18 protein-coding genes are annotated in these 17559 nt (G+C 69.8%); 11 read left to right on the forward strand and 7 right to left on the reverse strand.

What is annotated here, in order from left to right; all coding sequences use genetic code 11:
* Positions 1-136: 136 nt before the first annotated feature.
* Both EIZ44_RS12440 and EIZ44_RS12445 read left to right on the forward strand, forming a co-directional pair.
* The gene (locus EIZ44_RS12440) at positions 137-1621 is read left to right on the forward strand and encodes an MFS transporter (protein WP_037812285.1); all 1485 of its coding nucleotides are present in this window, start codon (positions 137-139) and stop codon (positions 1619-1621) included.
* Positions 1622-1640: 19 nt separating this feature from the next.
* The gene (locus tag EIZ44_RS12445) at positions 1641-2480 is read left to right on the forward strand and encodes an alpha/beta fold hydrolase (protein ID WP_037812283.1); all 840 of its coding nucleotides are present in this window, start codon (positions 1641-1643) and stop codon (positions 2478-2480) included.
* A gap of 23 nt (positions 2481-2503) precedes the next feature.
* Here the strand turns inward: EIZ44_RS12445 and EIZ44_RS12450 are convergent, their stop codons facing one another.
* The 3 genes from EIZ44_RS12450 to EIZ44_RS12465 all read right to left on the reverse strand — a co-directional run bounded on the left by EIZ44_RS12450 (position 2504) and on the right by EIZ44_RS12465 (position 5621).
* Positions 2504-3295, reverse strand: coding sequence for an SDR family NAD(P)-dependent oxidoreductase (locus EIZ44_RS12450; protein WP_037812281.1), 792 nt, complete (start codon positions 3293-3295; stop codon positions 2504-2506).
* Positions 3296-3542: 247 nt separating this feature from the next.
* On the reverse strand, positions 3543-4691 hold the full coding sequence (locus EIZ44_RS12460; RefSeq protein WP_037812277.1) for a 3-ketosteroid-9-alpha-monooxygenase, oxygenase component: 1149 nt from the start codon (positions 4689-4691) through the stop codon (positions 3543-3545).
* Positions 4692-4796: 105 nt separating this feature from the next.
* Positions 4797-5621, reverse strand: a complete 825-nt coding sequence (locus EIZ44_RS12465; RefSeq protein WP_037812275.1) for an IclR family transcriptional regulator — start codon at positions 5619-5621, stop codon at positions 4797-4799.
* A 159-nt stretch (positions 5622-5780) separates the two neighbouring features.
* Here EIZ44_RS12465 and EIZ44_RS12470 point away from each other — a divergent pair, with 159 nt between their 5' ends.
* The 5 genes from EIZ44_RS12470 to EIZ44_RS12490 all read left to right on the forward strand — a co-directional run bounded on the left by EIZ44_RS12470 (position 5781) and on the right by EIZ44_RS12490 (position 11047).
* Positions 5781-6629, forward strand: coding sequence for an LLM class F420-dependent oxidoreductase (locus EIZ44_RS12470; protein ID WP_134728638.1), 849 nt, complete (start codon positions 5781-5783; stop codon positions 6627-6629).
* Position 6630: 1 nt separating this feature from the next.
* Complete coding sequence (locus EIZ44_RS12475; RefSeq protein ID WP_134728639.1) at positions 6631-7116, forward strand: nuclear transport factor 2 family protein; 486 nt, start codon at positions 6631-6633, stop codon at positions 7114-7116.
* Positions 7117-7205: 89 nt separating this feature from the next.
* Positions 7206-8813 carry a steroid-24-oyl-CoA synthetase gene (gene casG / locus EIZ44_RS12480; RefSeq protein ID WP_134728640.1) on the forward strand — a complete coding sequence of 536 codons (1608 nt, stop codon included), beginning with the start codon at positions 7206-7208 and terminating at the stop codon, positions 8811-8813.
* A gap of 100 nt (positions 8814-8913) precedes the next feature.
* Positions 8914-10098, forward strand: a complete 1185-nt coding sequence (locus EIZ44_RS12485) for an acyl-CoA dehydrogenase family protein (RefSeq protein ID WP_134728641.1) — start codon at positions 8914-8916, stop codon at positions 10096-10098.
* A gap of 28 nt (positions 10099-10126) precedes the next feature.
* Positions 10127-11047, forward strand: coding sequence for a VOC family protein (locus tag EIZ44_RS12490; protein WP_134728642.1), 921 nt, complete (start codon positions 10127-10129; stop codon positions 11045-11047).
* A 53-nt stretch (positions 11048-11100) separates the two neighbouring features.
* Here the strand turns inward: EIZ44_RS12490 and EIZ44_RS12495 are convergent, their stop codons facing one another.
* The 4 genes from EIZ44_RS12495 to EIZ44_RS12510 form a co-directional block, all read right to left on the reverse strand.
* Entirely contained in the window at positions 11101-12114 is a 1014-nt protein-coding gene (locus EIZ44_RS12495; protein ID WP_037812267.1) for a serine aminopeptidase domain-containing protein, read from the reverse strand.
* A complete protein-coding gene (locus EIZ44_RS12500; protein ID WP_037812266.1) occupies positions 12114-12464 on the reverse strand; it encodes a hypothetical protein in 351 nt (116 codons plus the stop codon). Before EIZ44_RS12500 ends, EIZ44_RS12495 begins: the two co-directional genes overlap by 1 nt.
* A 12-nt stretch (positions 12465-12476) precedes the next feature.
* Positions 12477-12977 (reverse strand): TetR/AcrR family transcriptional regulator, encoded by a 501-nt coding sequence (locus EIZ44_RS12505; RefSeq protein ID WP_037812265.1) that lies wholly within the window; start codon positions 12975-12977, stop codon positions 12477-12479.
* A 69-nt stretch (positions 12978-13046) separates the two neighbouring features.
* Positions 13047-14540 carry an FAD-dependent oxidoreductase gene (locus EIZ44_RS12510; protein ID WP_134728643.1) on the reverse strand — a complete coding sequence of 498 codons (1494 nt, stop codon included), beginning with the start codon at positions 14538-14540 and terminating at the stop codon, positions 13047-13049.
* Between the two features lie 142 nt (positions 14541-14682).
* Between EIZ44_RS12510 and EIZ44_RS12515 the strand changes: the two genes are divergently transcribed.
* From EIZ44_RS12515 to EIZ44_RS12530, 4 genes are read left to right on the forward strand one after another with little or no spacing between them, the layout of a single operon-like run.
* Complete coding sequence (locus tag EIZ44_RS12515; protein WP_051728922.1) at positions 14683-15327, forward strand: TetR/AcrR family transcriptional regulator; 645 nt, start codon at positions 14683-14685, stop codon at positions 15325-15327.
* 50 nt (positions 15328-15377) lie between these two features.
* Positions 15378-16151, forward strand: coding sequence for an SDR family oxidoreductase (locus EIZ44_RS12520; protein ID WP_037812263.1), 774 nt, complete (start codon positions 15378-15380; stop codon positions 16149-16151).
* Complete coding sequence (locus EIZ44_RS12525) at positions 16151-16795, forward strand: PaaI family thioesterase (RefSeq protein ID WP_037812262.1); 645 nt, start codon at positions 16151-16153, stop codon at positions 16793-16795. Before EIZ44_RS12520 ends, EIZ44_RS12525 begins: the two co-directional genes overlap by 1 nt.
* A complete protein-coding gene (locus EIZ44_RS12530; RefSeq protein ID WP_037812261.1) occupies positions 16792-17553 on the forward strand; it encodes an SDR family NAD(P)-dependent oxidoreductase in 762 nt (253 codons plus the stop codon). Before EIZ44_RS12525 ends, EIZ44_RS12530 begins: the two co-directional genes overlap by 4 nt.
* The last annotated feature ends 6 nt before the right edge of the window (positions 17554-17559 follow it).

Raw genomic sequence — 17559 nt, forward strand, 5'->3', positions numbered from 1 at the left:
GCGGACTCCCGGTGAGCGGGATCGTGCGAGGGCGGTGCGGCGGCCGTGATTACGCTCACGTCGATTCCGGCCTCATCAGTGCGGGACCTCGTATTCCGGCGGGGATTCCCCTGATCACTTCTGGAAAGGGACCGGCATGGCACTCGACCTGAATCCGGCGAACGGACCTGTTTCCCGCGGGCGGATCATCGCGGTCTGCGCGCTGATCATTCTGCTCTCCGAAATCGCCACGTTCGAAATCCTCATGGTGTACCCGGCGCTGCCCGGGATGGCCGCGCATTTCCGGACCCTCGACGTGGCGCAGGCGGCCTCGGTGGTGACCCTCGCCGGCGCGGTCGTGCTGCCGCTCGCGGGCAAGGCTGCCGACCGCTACGGCAAGAAGCGGATCATTCTCGTGATGGGCGCGATCTTCCTGCTCGGCAGCATCCTCTGCGCGACGACCGACGTGTTCGCCGTGCTGTTGATCGGCCGTCTGCTGCAGGGCAGCCTGGTCGGCATCGTGAACATTTCCTACGCACTCGTCCGCGACGTCATCCCGCGGTCGTACGTGCCCATCGCGCTCGGTTCGGTGGTCACCGGAATCGGCATGGGTGCGGTGGCCGGGCCGTTTCTCGCCGGTGCGCTGATCGACAATTTCGGTTTCCGCAGCGTGTTCTGGTTCATGGTCATCTACGTCGGCGTGCTGCTTCCGCTCCACGCGTGGCTGGTGCCGGAAAGCACGGTGCGGGTGAAATCGTCGTTCGACATTCTCGGTGCCATTCTGCTCGGTGCGAGCCTCGGCATTCTGCTCGTGGCGGTCGGCAAGGGCGGCACCTGGGGCTGGGGCTCGACGACCACTGCCGGCGCGTTCGGTCTCGGGGTGCTGCTGCTGGCCGCGTTCGTGCTGCGCGAACTGAAGGCCAAGGAACCGCTGATCGACCTGCGGGTGCTCGTCGGCCGCAAATTCCTGCCGACGGTGGTCGCGGTCGGGCTGGTGTCGTACATGATGAACGCGCACAGCATCCTCAGCCCGACCATGTTCGAGACCCCGCACATCCCCGGAAACACTTACGGCGTCGGCCTTTCCGCGCTGCAACTGGCACTGTGGACGTTCCCGCTCGGCGTCGTCGGCATGGTCGTCGGCCCGCTCGGCGGCTACCTGTCGAAGCGGATCGGCGCGCGGCAGGTGCTGCTCGCGTCCAGCCTGTGCTTCCTCGTGGTGATGTTCCTCGGCTCGCGGATGTTCACCGTGCAGTGGCAGGTCGCGATCACCAGCTTCGTCGCCGGGTTCGCGGTCGGGTTCCTGCATTCCTCCAACGCGAACCTGTTGCAGGACGCCCTGCCCGCGCGGCTCGGCGGCGCGGGCAACTGCATCGCCGGCGTGATCGCGATGCTGGCGGCGTCGGCCGCGGTGACGGTGACCGGCGCGATCATGTCCGGGCACGTCCGGATGACGCTGCCCCAGTCGCACGCGGTGATCTACGGCGACGCCGCGTTCACCCAGTCGTACCTGTGGGCGGGTGTCGTCGGCGTCGTCGGGGTGGCGATCATCCTGGTGATGAAGCACGGGCGCAAACCCGCGCAGGGCGGGCTGGTCGAGGAAAGCGACACGGCTGCCCGGGTGGCGGTCGCGCGGGCCTGACAGCGGCATACTGCGTCGCGTGGAGCACGCGGTGCGGACGGAAGACGGTATCCGGCTTTGGGCGGCGAAGACGGGCGACGGCGAACCGGTCGTCTTCTGTCACGGCGGCCCGGGGTTGTGGGACATGATGGCGGACGTCGCGGCTGACCTTTCGGCAGCCGCGACCGTCTGTCGCTGGGACCAGCGAGGATGCGGCCGGTCGGAGCGGCGGGGACCGTACTCGGTGGAGACGACAGTGGCCGATCTCGACGCGGTCCGAGCCCATTTCGGCTGGGACCGCGTCGCGCTGCTCGGCCACTCGTGGGGCGCGCAGCTGGCGTTGCGCTACACGCTGGCGCACCCGGATCGCGTGACGAAGCTGGTTTACGTCTCCGGCACCGGAATCGACGACGACTCGACCTGGCACGCGGACTACGAACGCAACCTCCGCAACTCTCTGGGAAACCGCCTGATGCGGTGGGAATCGTTGGCAGCCAAGGACCGCACCGCGGAGGAAGACCGGGAGTACTGCGTCCTGCAGTGGTCAGCGGACTTCGCCGACCGGGAACGCGCCCTGGAGCACGCCGAAGCCATGGCTGACCCGTGGTTCGGCGTGAATTTCGAGTGCAACGCGGCGCTGAACCGCGAGCGTTGGCCGGATTTGCGTGGTCAGTGCGAAGCGCTGAAGGTGCCGACCCTGATCGTGGACGGAACAGCGGACATCCGGCCGCGCTCGGCGGTGGACTCGCTGGAACGCGCCTCGCCGGTGGTTTCGCGCGTCCAGTTGCCAGCCGGTCATCTGCCGTGGGTGGAAGACCCGGCTGGCTTCCACTCCGCGGTCAGCGGGTTCCTGACGAAAGAAGGGGCGGACTCAGCCTGAGTCCGCCCCTTCCTCCGCGTGAATTACCGCGCCGGGAGCAGCTTTCGCGTTGCCTCGTGCGCGGCGAGCGCCAGTTCCGCACGCGGGAATCCGCTGCGCTTCTCCGCGGTGGCGAGGTTCCCGCCCGCGACCCACACCGGCCCGTCCGCGAGGTGCGCCAGGCCCTCCCGCGCGACGTCCTCCGGTTCGGCCACGTTCAGCCCGGGCAGGTCGAACGCCAGCCCGGCCCGCTCCATCGCCGGAGTCCGCGTGACCCCCAGCACCAGTTCGAGCACGTCGACGCCGCGGTCCCGCATCTCCAGCCACAGCCCCTCGGCGAACACCCGGCCGAACGCCTTCACCGCGGAATACACGCTGATCTCCGCCTGCCCGAGATACCCCGCCAGCGAGCCGACCAGCAAGATCCCACCTCGCCCGCGTGCTGCCATCAGCGCGCCGAAGTGATGTGTCAACGCGAGCTGCGCGGTGATGTTCAGCTCGATTACTCCGCGCACCTTCGACAAATCCCCGGTCACGAACTCGTGCCCGTAACTGTTCGCGCCGGCGTTGAAGATCAGCAAACCGACCTCAAGCCCGTCTGTCACTTCCCGGATCGCCGAAAGCGCCTCCGGATCGAGCAGATCCGCTTGCACAGTGCAGACTTCCACGCCCCGCGCTTCGACCGCGGCCGCAGTTTCCGCCAACGGTTCAGGCTTGCGTGCGATGAGCACCAGATTGATCCCGGCCTCGGCGAGCTGGTGCGCGAACGCCGCGCCAACACCCTCCGAACCGCCCGCGACGACCGCCCACGGCCCGTACTTCTCGTGCGTGTTCATTCGCCAGCCACCGGAATTCCCCCGTCCGCAACTGCCCGGTCAATTGAATCCTGGAGCGCGTGACAGCCGCGGAACAGGTCCTCAGCACAGGCGGATCGTTCGACACAGCGCTCGGAAGCCGTGGTATCCCACTGGATGCTCGTCTGATACCAGCTGCTCTTGCGCACCTTCAGCCAAGCCTCGCACGTTCCGCATCGGACCGGCCGCATCGGCTCGTCCAGCAGCCGGTTGTCGGCGCGGACCGCCATCAGACGCGCTCGCCGGTCCGGCGGCCGAGGTTCTCCTCGACCTCCTTGCGCCACGCGGCATTCGGCTTCGCGGTGTCCAATTCGAACTCGAACCGCTCGGTCATCTCCGGCGTGACGTCCGCGACGTCCACATAGAACTGTTCGTACCAGCGCCGCAGCTGGTAGACCGGACCGTCCTCCTCACACAGCAGCGGGTTCTCGATCCGGGTCTTGTTCTTCCAGATCTGCACGTCCTGTTCGAAGCCGATCCGGATGAAATCGCCCATCTTGCGCGCGGTTTCCTCCGCCTCGGCGCCGGAAAGCTTGTCGGTGCGCTTCACGGTGATCCCGTACTGCAGCTTGAACGAATTCGCCGTGACGGGGTAGTGGCAGTTGATGAGGACGGCGTCGATGTCCATGCCCTCGTAGTGATATGTCAGCTCGTCGATCATGAAAGACGGCCCGTAGTACGAGGCGACGGAGGTGTTGCCAAGCGCCTTCGGCTGCCCGTCCTTGGCGGGCGGACGCACGTCCTCCCGCGAAGTCCCGCGCTGCAGCTGGGTGGCGACGTGTCCTTCGAAGATGTTCTTGAAGTAGGTCGGGAAGGCGAAGTGGACGTAGAAGAAGTGCGCCATGTCCACGACATTGTCGACGACCTCGCGGCAGTTCGTGTCGACGTGCGTTTCGTACCAGGTCCAGTCGGTCCAGTCGGCGCGCGTGGCGCCCTCGATGCGCGGGATGACGACGTCGGCGGGCGGCGGATTGCCCTCGGGGTCGTTCCAGACGAACAACATTTTGTCCTGCACCATCGTCGTCCACGCGGCGGTGCGCGCCCGCAGCGGAACCCGGCGGCTGTAGGGGATCTGCTTGCACCGGCCGTCGCCGCCCCAGCGCCAGTCGTGGAACGGGCAGGCGACCTCGTTGCCCTTCACCGTGCCCTGCGACAGATCGCCGCCCATGTGCCTGCAGTACGCGTCGAGCACGTTGAGCTTGCCGTCCTCGCCGGCGAACACCACGAGCTTCTGCCCGAACGCGGTGATCGGATGCGGCTTGCCGTCGGCGAAGCTCTCGGCCAGCCCGAGACAGTGCCACCCGCGGGCGAACCGCGTGGGCGCCGCGCCGGCCTCGATCACGCGGACCTCGTCCGGTGCCGGCTCCACTGTGGTCATCGTCGGATCTCCTTCCAGTGCCCCGCTTCTGCGAGGCTGAACGTAGAACGGCGGGCGGCCCCGAGGCCGGTGACGTCCCGGTGACCGAGAGTCCTCTGTGGACTGTCAGTTCCAGGCAGGCTCGGCGGTGCGCAGCCGGACCATCGGGTACAACTCCTGGGTGACCTGCCGCGCGGCGACCACGACGAGCGGTGCGACACGCTCCAGTGCGGTCTGGGCGTCGCCGACGAGAGAGATCGCCGCCTCGGGTCCTTCCGGTCCTCGGATGGCAGCGGCGACGCAAGAGATGTCAGAGAAGCATTCGCCGCGTTCGAAGGCGAGGCCGTTGCGGTCGCGGATCCGGCCGAGTTCGCGGTGCAGCGTCACCATGTCGCAGATCGTGCGGCTGGTCTGGCGGCCGAGCGTCGGCATGACCCGGTCCTCGACCTGTTCGGCGGGCAGCCACGCGAGCATCGCCTTGCCGAGCGCGGTGCACTGCGCGGGCGCCCGGCCGCCGACGCGCGACGGGACGACCGCAGCGAACCGGCCGCCGACCTTGTCGAGATACCGGACGTCAGCGCCGTCGAGGATCGCCAGGTGCGCGACCATCCCGGTGCGCAACTGCAGTTCGTGCAGCACAGCCGCGGTCGCCTCGCGCAGTTCGAGGTGGTTGCCGCCGGTGCCGCCGAGGTTCAGCGCCCGTGCGCCGAGCGCGTAGCCGAACGACGAATGAGACAGCCACTGCAGCCGCACGAGCTGGTCGAGGATGCGGTGCGCGGTCGAACGGGGGAGATGGGTCGTGCGCGCGACCTGCTCGAGGGTGAGCCGGGTGCTCGGCGCGTCGAAGGCGTCGAGGATCAGCGTCATCCGCTCGACCATCGACGGCGGCAGGGCGCGGTCCCGCGCGACATCCGTGCCGAGGGAGTCCGTTTCGATCGCGACCACCGTCATGCTGTGCTCCTCGCGGACGAATTGAAATCATTTCTAGTTTTGACGGTAACACGGCGGCCTCCCGGAGCGTCAACACGCGGCGGGTCACGAGTGCGGCACGGCTCCCGATCAGCGGGAGGACCCGCACGCGCCGGCGCGGCGGCCGGTAGGCATGGCGGCATGGACATCGGCCTCGTGAGCCCCGTGGTGACCCGGCTGCCGGGGGATCCGAACGCCTGGGAGGACAGCGCGGGCATCGAAGACCTGGCGCGGATCGCGGAGACCGCGGACCGCCTCGGCTTCCATCACCTGACGTGCAGCGAGCACGTCGCGGTGCCGGTGGAGGTGGCGGAGCAGCGCGGCTCGACGTACTGGGATCCGCTCGCGACGTTCGGCTTCCTGGCTGCTCGTACCAGCCGCATCCGGTTGGTCACGCAGGTCCTCGTGCTGGGATATCACCACCCGCTGGAGATCGCGAAGCGCTACGGAACGCTCGACACGGTCAGCGGCGGACGACTCGTGCTCGGCCTGGGCGTCGGATCGCTGCGGGAGGAGTTCGACCTGCTGGGCGCGCCGTTCGAACAGCGCGGCGAGCGGGCCGACGATGCGCTCCGGGCGTTGCGGGCCGCGTTGTCGCAGCGGCTGCCGGAATACCGCGGACCGCACTACGACTTCGCCGGGATGATCGTCGAACCGCATGCCGTCCAGGCGAAAGTCCCGCTGTGGATCGGCGGCCGAACCAAGCGCTCGCTCCGGCGGGCGGTGGAGCTGGCCGACGGCTGGGTCCCGTTCGGATTGTCGCTGGAAGATCTGCGCCGGATGCTCGGCACGGTCGCGCTGCCGGAGGGCTTCCAGGTCGTGCTGTCGCCCGGACGGCCGCTGGACCCCGGCGCGGCCTCGTGCCGGGAGCGGCTGGCCCGCGTGGTCGAGGCCGGGGCGACGACGGTCAGCGCGCGGATCGCCGCGCACTCGGCCGACCACTACCGCGAGCAGCTCGAAGCGCTCGCCGAGCTAGGAAGCGAGGTCTGAAGTGGACCGGATCGCCCAGTTGGAGGCGCGGCTCGCGCGGCTGGAGGACGAACGCGAGATCAGCAGGCTGATCGCCGCGTACGGTCCGCTGGTCGACGCCGGCGCGGCCGAGGACGTCGCCGCGCTGTGGACCGAGGACGGCGCGTACGACGTCGACGAGATCTACCTCGAAGGCCGGGAGCAGCTGGCCCGGATGGTGCGGTCGAGCGCCCACCAAGGCTGGATCTCCGGCGGATGCGCGCACTTCGTCGGCCCGCCGCACGTGACCGTCGACGGCGACACGGCGATCGCGGTCTGTCACTCGCTGATGGTGGTATATCAGGACGACCGCTTTGTCATCCGGCGCGCCACCGCGAACCACTGGGCGCTCGCCCGCACCGACGAGGGCTGGAAGGTCACCCGGCGCACCAACCGGGTTCTCGACGGCCGGGCCGAGTCGCCCGGGCTGCTGCGGCAAGGCGCGTACGGCGAGCCGGCGTTCCGCTGAGCCGGTCCCGGTCATTGGAATCGGCCCGGCGCTCCCCGCCGCGAGCAGGCACAATCACGCCCGCACCGGTGCGAGGAGGGAGACCTTGGATGAGCCTCTCCGCTGATCCTCGGCAGGCACTGACCGCGCCCGGCGGACCGTGCGAACTGCGCACCGAAGAGGTGCTGGGCGTGCCGATGACGGTGTTCGCCCATCGCGCGCGGTCGCTGGGGGAGGTGCTCGCGGCCTCGGCGCGGCACGGTGAACGCGAGTATCTGGTGACGGCTGACCGGCGGATCACCTTCGCCGAACATGCCCGGCAGGTGGCGTCGGTGGCCTGTGCGCTTCGCGACGAGTACGGGATCGGCAAGGGCGACCGGGTCGCGATCGCGGCCGCGAACAATCCGGAGTGGGTGGTCGCGTTCTGGGCGACCGTGTCGCTGGGCGCGATCGCGGTCGGCTACAACGCGTGGTGGTCGCGGCCGGAGCTGGCGTACGCGCTCGGTCATACCCGACCGTCGCTGGTGGTCGCCGACTCGAAGCGGGCGGCGCTGCTGGACGGCGTGCCGGTGTTGACTGTCGAGGAGGACATTCCCCGGCTAGCGCGCCGGGAGGTACCGCTGCCGTCGTGCGTTGTGGCCGAGGACGATCCGGCGGTCATCCTTTACACCAGCGGCACGACCGGACGGCCGAAAGGTGCGGTGCACACGCACCGGAACCTGACGTCGGTGATCGAGTTCCACCGCCTGAACAGCGAAATCGCCCGTGCGCTCGGCGACCCGACGGAGCCGTCCGCGCGGCGGTACCTGCTCGGGGTGCCGCTGTTCCACATCGCCGGACTGCACAACCTGGTGGTGCCCCGGCTCGCCGACGGCAGCGCGGTTGTGGTGCACCAGGGCGGTTTCGACGCGGAGCGGGTGCTGCGATTGGTCGAGGCTGAGCGGGTGACGAACTGGGGCGTCGTGCCGACCATGGCGCACCGGCTGCTGGAACACGGCAATCTCGAGCGGTATGACCTTTCTTCGCTGACTGCGTTCACGCTCGGTGCTGCGCCTTCTTCGCCGGCCTTTCAACAACGGCTGCGCGCGGAACTCCCGATAGCGGAACAGGGATTAGTCGACAGTTACGGGCTGACGGAATCGTCCACGGCGATTTCCGTTGCCAATGCGGATGATCTGGCCGCTTTCCCCGGTACTGTCGGGCGTCCCATCGCGACGGTGGAACTGGAGATCCGGGACGCGTTCGGCGAGGTGATGCCGGACGGCAGTGCGGGGGAGATCTGCGTCCGCAGTCCGTTCACGATGCTCGGCTATTGGGAAGACCCCGAGGCCACCGCGGCCGCTATCGACGCCGATCGGTGGCTGCACACCGGGGACATCGGGGTTCTTTCCGAGGGGCTGCTCCGGCTCACCGCACGGCGTTCGGATTTGATCCTGCACGGCGGGGAGAACGTTTATCCGGCCGAGGTGGAGAACGTGCTCGCGGAACACCCGGCGGTGCGGGAATGCATTGTGCTGGGCGTACCGCATGTCGACCTGGGGCAGGAAGTGGCTGCGGTCGTGGTGGTCTCGGCACCGGTCGACGCGGAGGAGCTGCGGGCGTTTGCGGCCGAGCGGGTGGCGTATTACAAGGTCCCGTCGCGGTGGCGGATCGGGACGGAACCGTTGCCGCGCAACGTGACCGGCAAGGTAGTGCGGAACCAGGTGCCGCGGCCCTGATCCCGTTGACCGGGAGCGCACCCGCGCGCTCGCGGGTTCCGCTGGGAGGCTCAGGGCAGCCGGGACCGCACCGTATCCGGACCGGAGAAAGGGAAGCGCCATGACCCATCCCGCTCTTGCCGCCGTCGAGGAACGGTCCGAAGAGATCGCCGCGCTCGGACCGGAAAACGAGCGGCTCGGCCGGCTCGCCGACGAAGCGGCGAAGGTGCTCCGGGAAACCGGCGCGATCAAAATGCTCCAGCCCGCCGATTACGGCGGTGCGGAAGCGCATCCGCGCGAATTCGCGGAAACGGTGATGCGGCTGGCTTCGCTCGACGGTTCGACGGGCTGGGTCGCCGGGATCGTCGGCGTCCACCCGTGGGAAATGGCGCTCTGCGATCGTCGCGTGCAGGAAGAAATCTGGGGTGCGGACAACGACACCTGGATCGCTTCGCCGTATGCGCCGATGGGTGTGCTGAAGCCGGTCGACGGCGGGTATGTCTTCAATGGACGGTGGCAGTTCTCGTCCGGAACCGACCATTGCGACTGGATTTTCCTCGGCGGTTTCCTCGGCGACGCGGACGGCAATGTGGTGCAGCCGCCCCGGAACTACCACGTGATCCTGCCGCGCGCGGACTACGAAATCGTCGAGGACACCTGGGACGTCGTCGGCCTGCGCGGCACGGGCAGCAAGGACATCGTCGTCAAGGACGCGTTCGTCCCGGAGTACCGCGCGGTGCCGTTCAGCCGGATGACCGACGGCAGCGCGCTGCGGGAATCCGGTCGCGCCAAACCGACGTACGGCGTCCCGTTCACGACGATTTTCCCGCTCGGCATCACGTCCGCGGTGATCGGCATCGCGGAAGGTGCGTTGGCCGCGCATCTGGCATATCAACGCACGCGCGTGCAAATCACCGGCACCCGGGTGAAGGACGATCCGTACGTGCTGTACGCGATCAGCGCCGCCGCCGAGGAGATCAAAGCGTCGCGAATCGCCATGCTGGACAACGTTTCCCGGTTCTACGACAAGGCCGCCGCCGGCGAGCCGGCGACGCTCGCGGACCGTGCCGCGTCGCGCCGCACCCAGGTCGCCGCGGCGTGGCGGGCGGTGCGCGCGATGGACGAGGTGGTCGCCCGCAGCGGCGGCAACGGCCTGCGGATGGACAACCCGATCCAGCGGTTCTGGCGCGACGGCCACATGGGCCTGGCGCACGCGATCCACGTGCCCGGTTCGGTGTTCCACGCGTCCGCGCTGACCGACCTCGACGTCGAGCCGCCGCCCGGACCGATGCTGTCCATGATCTGATTTTCCCCACCCCGCAAGGAGTTTCGCCATGACCGAGATCCGAGGGCTCGGATACCTCCGGGTCCAGAGCCGGGACGTGCCGCGCTGGCGCGAGTTGACCGTGGAGGCGCTGGGCTTCGCCGAGTCGGCCGGCCCGGTCGCCGACGGCCTGTACCTCCGGATGGACGAGCGCGAGGCACGGCTGATCGTGCTGCCCGGCGAGGACGACCGCGTGCTCGCGGTCGGCTGGGAGGTGCGCGACCAGTTCGCGCTGGCCGCCGTCGGGCGCGCGGTGGAGGCGTCCGGTACCGCGGTGAAAGTGTTGTCGGAACAGCAATGCCGCGAACGCCGCGTCGATTCGGCGCTCACCTTCGACGACCCGTCCGGCACCCCGGTCGAGGTGTTCTTCGGCCCGGTCCTCGACCACGACCCGGTGCGGACGAAGTGGACGCAGCAGTTCGTGACCGGCGCGCAGGGCATGGGCCACGTCGTGCTGCCGACGACGAGCTTCGCCGAGGTCGAGACGTTCTACACCGAGGTGCTCGGCTTCCTCCCGCGCGGCGCGGTCGCGATGGGCGGCGCGGCCCCGGACCAGAAACCCCGCCGGGTGCGGTTCATGGGCGTCAACCAGCGCCACCACAGCCTGGCGATCTGCCCGGCCCCGCACGGCGAACCGCCCGGCCTGGTGCACCTGATGGTCGAGGTCGACTCCCTCGACGCGGTCGGCCGAGCCCTGGACGAGGTCGGCAAACGCGGATTCTCGGTGTCCTCGACGCTGGGGCGGCACACGAACGACAAGATGGTCTCGTTCTACGTCCGGGCGCCTGGCGGGTGGGACCTGGAGTACGGGACCGAGGGAATGCTGGTGGACGAGCGGTTCTATACGGCGGAGGAGATCACGCGGGACAGTTATTGGGGGCACGACTGGTCCGGGTCGGAGCAGTTGGCGGCGTTCACTTCGCCGCAGTGAGGGTGGGTGTAGTGGCGATCCCGGTTAGCACCGCGATCGCCACTCACGACCCCTCAGCGCCCCGTAAACCGATGCAGGGCGTCGAGCACAGCAGGCGCGGGCGTATCCGGATGGCCGGCGTCGTGCAGCAGGTGGTCCACTCCGGGCAGCCGCACCCGGCCCGGTCCGCCGACGTGCGCGCGGCGCAGGGCGACGGTCAGCGCATCCGTTGTAGCGCAAGGAACTTGCGCGTCATTCGTGCCACAGGTAAGCAGCACCCTGGTCCCCGGCCGCAGCGCCGCGGCGGTGGCAGGCGGGTAGACGGCGTCGTCGCTGTCCACGAACCGGCCGTTCTGCCCTTGGAAGCCCTGGAACAGCTGCGCGACGGCGGGCGGCAGGCCGGTGGCGTCGACCGGCCGGTGTTCGCGCAGGGCGGTGACGGCGGCGTCGATCGCCGCGTCGACAGTCCGCTGCTGCTCGGGGTCGAGCTGGCCGTGGCGGGCCGCCTCGGCGATCTGGGCGTGCAGCTGGAGCGCGACCAGGTCCAGCAAGCGGAGGGCTTGGGGTTGCAGCAGCACCAGGCCGGCCGGGCGGGGACGGACTGAGCCACCGAGCAGCAGCGCGGTCATCGCGCCTTCGCTGTGCCCGACGACAGTCAGCGCGTGCGGTGCTGTCTCCGGCTGTTCGCGCAACGTCTCGTAGGCGGCTTTCGCCTGACGGACGAACGCCGGATAGTCGAGCGTTTCGGGATGGTCGCGGTAGGCGCCGAGCCCGGTGGCGCCGGTGCCGTACTTGTCGAACCGCAGCGTGACGACCCGGTCGCGGTCGAGCGCATCAGCTACCTGCGCCAGGGTGTTCGGGGACATGCGCGGCTGGTTGCCGTCGCGGTCGGTGGGGCCGCTGCCGGGCAGCAGGAGCGCGGCGCGCAAACGTTGGCCGGCTCGGTGCGCGGGAACGTGCAGGGTGCCGTACGTCGGCGTCCCCTCGACGGTGAAGACGATTTCGCGGTCGGCAGCGGGCACGAGATCGGGCACCGCCGCGACGGGGGCGGCCATGGTCAGTGCGACTGCTGCGAGGTGGGAGAGCATCAGCGCAGCGCCTTCTCGACCAGTGCGACGGTCGTGCGCGGGTCGTCGACTTGGAGGACGAGGCGGGCGTAGCGCTCGTCGGCGAGTTCGAGCACGACGGCCTTCGCCGGATCCTTGACGTCCCAGAAGACCTTTTCGCCGTCGAGGTGGAACGTGCCCGCCGTGATCACGCCGGGCACGTGGGCTCCGGGCGCGCGGATCCCCTTGGGGTCGGCGGCGATGCCGGGGTCCGCGGTCGCGCCGCGGACGTTGGCCAGCGGGATGGTCAGGCTGCTCTTGAAGGCCCACAGCTTGTCGAGACCTTCGATCACGACGACGAGGTTGCCGCCGTCGATGGTGACCAATGCCATGTCTTTTCCTTGTCAGTTAAGGGGATCGAGCAGTTGGGCCAGCGCGGTGCCCGGGTCGCCGGGGTCGCCGCGCAAGCGGAGGCCCAGTGCGGCGGACGTGAGGGCGGCGGCCAGTGCGGTGGAAATGCCGAGCGCGTCGGCAATCGCCTGATCGAGCGTGGCCAGCGCCTCGGCGACCTCGGCAGCCGCCTCCTCGTCGGCCGGCGCCCGTTCGACCGCCGCGAGCAGCAGCATGCCGAGGTCAGCCGACGCGACGAGCCGGAGCGCCGTCGCGGCGTCCGGCGCCGCGGCGAGCGCTTCGGCCAGGGGACGGACGTCGTCGGCGAGATGGCGGCGCAGCGCGGCCAGATAGAGGCCGCGCTTGCTGCCGAACGTCTTGTACAAGCTGTTGCGGTGCACGCCGAGGTGCGTGACGAGGTCGTCGACGGACACTCCGTCGTACGCGCGGCCGCCGAACAACCCCACGGCGGCGCGCACCACCTCGTCCTCGTCGAATGCCCTTCGCCTGCCCATGTCCTGACGGTAGCCTTTTGAGGAACGATCAGTCAAGAACGATCGTTCCTTAAAAATTGCGGCTCCGGATCAGCTTCCGGCCCGCGCCACCAGATCGTCGACCGCCCGGGCAGCGAAAGCCATCGCGGTGCCCAACGGAATACCCGGCCCCGGGTAGTAACCGCCGGTCATGGAAGCCGCTGAATTCCCGACCGCGTAAAGGCCTTCCACCGCCGAACCGTCCTCGCGCAGCACCCGGGCGTCCGGATCGGTCACCAGGCCGCCCTTCGTGCCCAGGTCCGACAGCACCAGCCGGGCAGCGCGGAACGGCGGGCGATCTACCGGCACCAGTACCGGATTCGCGAAGTGCCGCGCGTATTCGTCCTCACCCCGGCCGAAATCCGCGTCGTGCCCAGCCTCGGCGAAAGAATTGAAGCGGGCGACCGTCTCCGGCAGCTCCGGAGCATCGATCAGCTTCGCCAGCTCCGCGAGCGTGTCCGCTTCTACCCAGGTGCCGGCCGCCAGATGGTCGTCCGGCCGTCCGCCCGGCAACGCGATCGCGGGCAGCCGTCCGCCCTCGCGGCTGTCGAACACGATGTGCGACGGGATCCGCCGCGCCGGGTCCGCTGCCATCTCACGACCCATCTGGTCGTATGGCAGCGATTCGTTCGCATACCGCCGCCCGTCGCGGTCGACGACGAGTCCGCCGCGGAAGCCGAGCGTGAACGACGCGCCGCCGTCCGGCATCGCGATTCCCGGGCACCACCAGCCCTCGTCCATCAGGTCGACGGCCGCGCCCAGTGCGATCGCCGCCGCCAGGACCTGGCCGCGGTTCGTTTCCGCGGGTGCCATCGACCACGCCGCCGAGCCGGGCACGCCGGACTGTTCCCGCAGGTCCGCGTTCCGCTCGAACCCGCCGGCGCCGATGAGCACGCCGTAGGTCGCCCCGATCCGCCGCGGTCCGACGCCGACGACCCGCCCGTTCTCGACCACCAGCTCGTCGACCGGCGTACTGGTGAAGACGGTGCCGTTGCCGGTCGCGTCGAAGGCCAGCAGCAGCCGGCCGATCAGCGCGCGGCCGCCGTCCAACGGGGCGTCGCGGTGCCCGCGGCCGGCGCGGTCGCGGTCTACCGGCGGACGCACCAGCTCGGCCCGTTCGCCCAGCTCGGACAGCGGCAGGTCGACCGGGACGAACGAGCGTCCGCCAGGGACGCGGCCGGGCCGGTCGAAATAGTCCGGGAACGCCCGCCATTCGAACTCGAGCGCCGGATCCGCCTCCAGCGCCGCGACCAGCTCCGGCGCCTTCGCCAGGAACGCCTCCTGCCGCCCGGTCCGGTCCTCGCCGAGCAGCGCGCGCAGGTACTCGCGCGCGGCGGCGGTGGAATCCGCGACCCCGAACCGCTCCTGGACCTGCGTGCCGGGCAGCCAGCAGGCCGCGCCGGAGTACGCGGAAGTCCCGCCGAGCCGGTCCGCGGCCTCGACCACCGCGGTGCGCAACCCGGCCCGGGCAGCGAGGTACGCGCCGGTCAGCGCGCCCGCGCCGGACCCGACCACCACCACGTCGAACTGGTCGTCGAAAGCCATGAGTCCTCCAAGTCGTCGCGACCCGGCGAGCCAACCGCATCCGCGGCGCGCCGGGGCGCGGTCATCCCACTCACCGGTAGCGGCGGCGCCCGGTGGGAGGATCGTGCGCGAGAATGGCCTGATCACGAGCGGAGGAGTCGCGGTGCCGAGAGTCGCCGAAAACCGGGCGCCGGCCACGCCGAGTTCGCCCGCGCAGCAGGAGCGCTACCGCCGCATCCTGCGAGCGGCCGCGGACCACGGCGCCGAGCACGGCCTCGACCGGATCCAGATGCTCGACGTCGCCCGCGACGCCGGCGTCGCCATCGCCACGCTCTACCGGTACTTCCCGTCCAAGACGGTCCTGTTCACCGCGCTGCTGCACAGCCAGGTCGAGCAGCTGGACCGCAACAGCGTCCCGGTCGAGCCCGGCCAGGAACCGGCTGAGGCGGTCGCGCGCGTGCTGGTCGACGCCGCCCGCCGCCTGCTGGAACGGCCGCGGCTCGCGCAGGCGATGCTGCAGTCGAACAACGCGACCGTCGCGGGGGAGTCGCCGAACATGGCCGCGACGGTCGAGTTCGCCGACCTGATCCTGCGCGTCGCCGGGGTGGCCGAGGCGAGCGAGCACGACCGCCGTCTGGTCCGGCTGATCGAGCAGACCTGGTACGGCGTGCTGACCTCCCAGCTGAACGGGCACATCACCGCCGAGGAGGCGGAGGCGGACACGGTGCTGGCTTGCCGGTTGCTGCTGGCGGGGCTGGGCGGGCCGGGTTCTCCCGGTGACCGGGATGGGACCGCCGCGCCGGGCTGAGTCCTCGTAGCGTCGGGGCCGTTCCCGGAACCCCACCTCAGGAGGCCCTCATGCCGCGCACCGTCGTCGTCACCGGAGCGAGTTCGGGGATCGGGGCGGCGCTCAGCGGTCTCCTCGCCGAACGCGGCGACCGGGTCCTCGGCGTCGACCTCGCGGGCAGCGACGTGGACGCGGACCTTTCGACCCCGCACGGTCGCGCCGCTGCCGCCGAGGAGGTCGGCAAGCGCACCGGGCCGGTGGACGCCGTGGTGACCTGCGCCGGCACGTCGAATCCCGGCGAAGCCATGGTCACGGTGAACTACTTCGGCAGCACCGAGTTCATCGAAGCCCTGCAGCCGCTGCTCGCGAAATCCGAGGCGCCGCGGGTCGTGCTGGTCGGCTCGATCTCCGGGACCCAGCCGAACGACCCCGCCGTGGTCGACGCCTGCCTGCGCGGCGACGAGCAAGCCGCGCTGACCGCCGCCCGCGCGGCGATCGCGGACAATCGCGCGCTCCAGCTGTACCCGTCCTCGAAGTCCGCGATCGCGCAATGGGCGCGCCGGACGTCGGTTTCGCCCGGCTGGGCCGACGCGGGAATCGCGGTCAACGTGGTCGCGCCCGGCGTGGTCCGGACGCCGATGACCGACGGGCTTTTCGCCGACCCGCAGATGAAAGCCGTGATGGACAAAGCAGTCCCGATGCCGCTGCACGGTTATGCAGCTGCGGAAGACGTCGCGCGCGTCCTCGCGTACTTCGCCGACGCCGCGACCACGCACATCACCGGCCAGGTCGTCTACGTCGACGGCGGCGCTGAGGCGACCCTCCGCCCGGCGGCGCACTACTGATGACGACTTACGCCGAGAACGTCCCGTTGTCGCCCGTTCCGAACGACGACGGCATCGACGCTGCCGTCGCGGCGGCCCGCCGGGTGGTCAGCGCGCTCCTGCACGCGGGTGCGGACAGCACCGCGCCGATGACCGAGATCGCCCGCGAACTCGACCGGATCGCCGACCAGCTCGAAGAACACGCGCCGGAGCGGCAAGACCGGTTCGTCGGAATGTGGGCCGGACGACCGCGCCACGATCCCGTTACCGGCCCGGAAAACGCGCTCGCGCCGCCGCTGCGCCTGCACGGTTTGCCGGACGGCTCGGTCACCGGAACCGTGACGCTCGGCCTGCCTTATCAGGGTCCGCCGGGCTGCGTGCACGGCGGGATTTCCGCGCTGCTGCTGGATCACGCGCTCGGCGTCGCCAACAGCTGGGGGCCCGGGCCGGACGGGATGACCGGCACGCTCAGCGTCCGCTACCACCGGACGACCCCGCTGTTCGAGGAACTGACGATTCGCGCGCGGCAGCAATCCAGCGAGGGCCGCCGGATCCACACCACCGGCGAAATTCTCGCCGGCGGCCAGGTTTGCGTTTCCGCCGACGGCATTTTCGTGGCGAAACACGTCGCGCGACCGGTTGCCCCAGACGAAGGAGGCCGATGAACACGCTCGCGGGCCGGGTGGCCCTGGTGACGGGTGCCGGACAAGGCGTCGGGCAAGGAATCGCGCTGGCGCTGGCAGGGGAGGGGGCGTCGGTCGCGGTTCTCGGGCGTACGCGCGGCAAACTCGACGAGACCTGTCGCCTCGTGCGTGAGCGGGGAGGTTCCGCGGAGCCGTTCGAGTGCGATGTCGCGGATACTACGGCTATTCCCGGCGTTGTCGACGAGGTTGTTGCGCGGTTCGGCCGGCTGGACATTCTGGTCAACAATGCGTACTCCGGCGCTTTCAGTCCATTGCTAAAAATGAGCGACGAGGATTTCGCGCGCGGTTTCGAGACCGGCCCGTTCGCGGCTTTCGCGTTCATGAAAGCTGCACACCCGCATTTGAAGGCGACCGGTGACGGTTCGATCGTCAACCTGGTCACATCAGCGATGGTACGTTGGGATCCCACCACCTACGGTGCTTACGCCGCAGCGAAACAAGCCTTGCGCTCGCTGTCGCGCACTGCCGCAGTGGAGTGGGCGCGCGACGGGATCCGAGTCAACGCGATCGCGCCGCACGCGTTGTCGCCCGGGTTGAAATGGTGGACCGAGCACAATCCCGAAGAGGCCGAAAAATTCGTCGCGACCATTCCGATGGGCCGGATCGGGGAATGCGAGGAGGACATCGGCCGCGCCGTCGTCGCGCTGGTCGGCTCCGACCTGCGCTACCTGACCGGAGCCACCGTGCCGCTCGACGGCGGCCAAGCCTTCTTCGGCTGAGCCCTT

Source organism: Amycolatopsis nivea (assembly GCF_004522235.1).
Lineage (GTDB): Bacteria > Actinomycetota > Actinomycetes > Mycobacteriales > Pseudonocardiaceae > Amycolatopsis > Amycolatopsis nivea.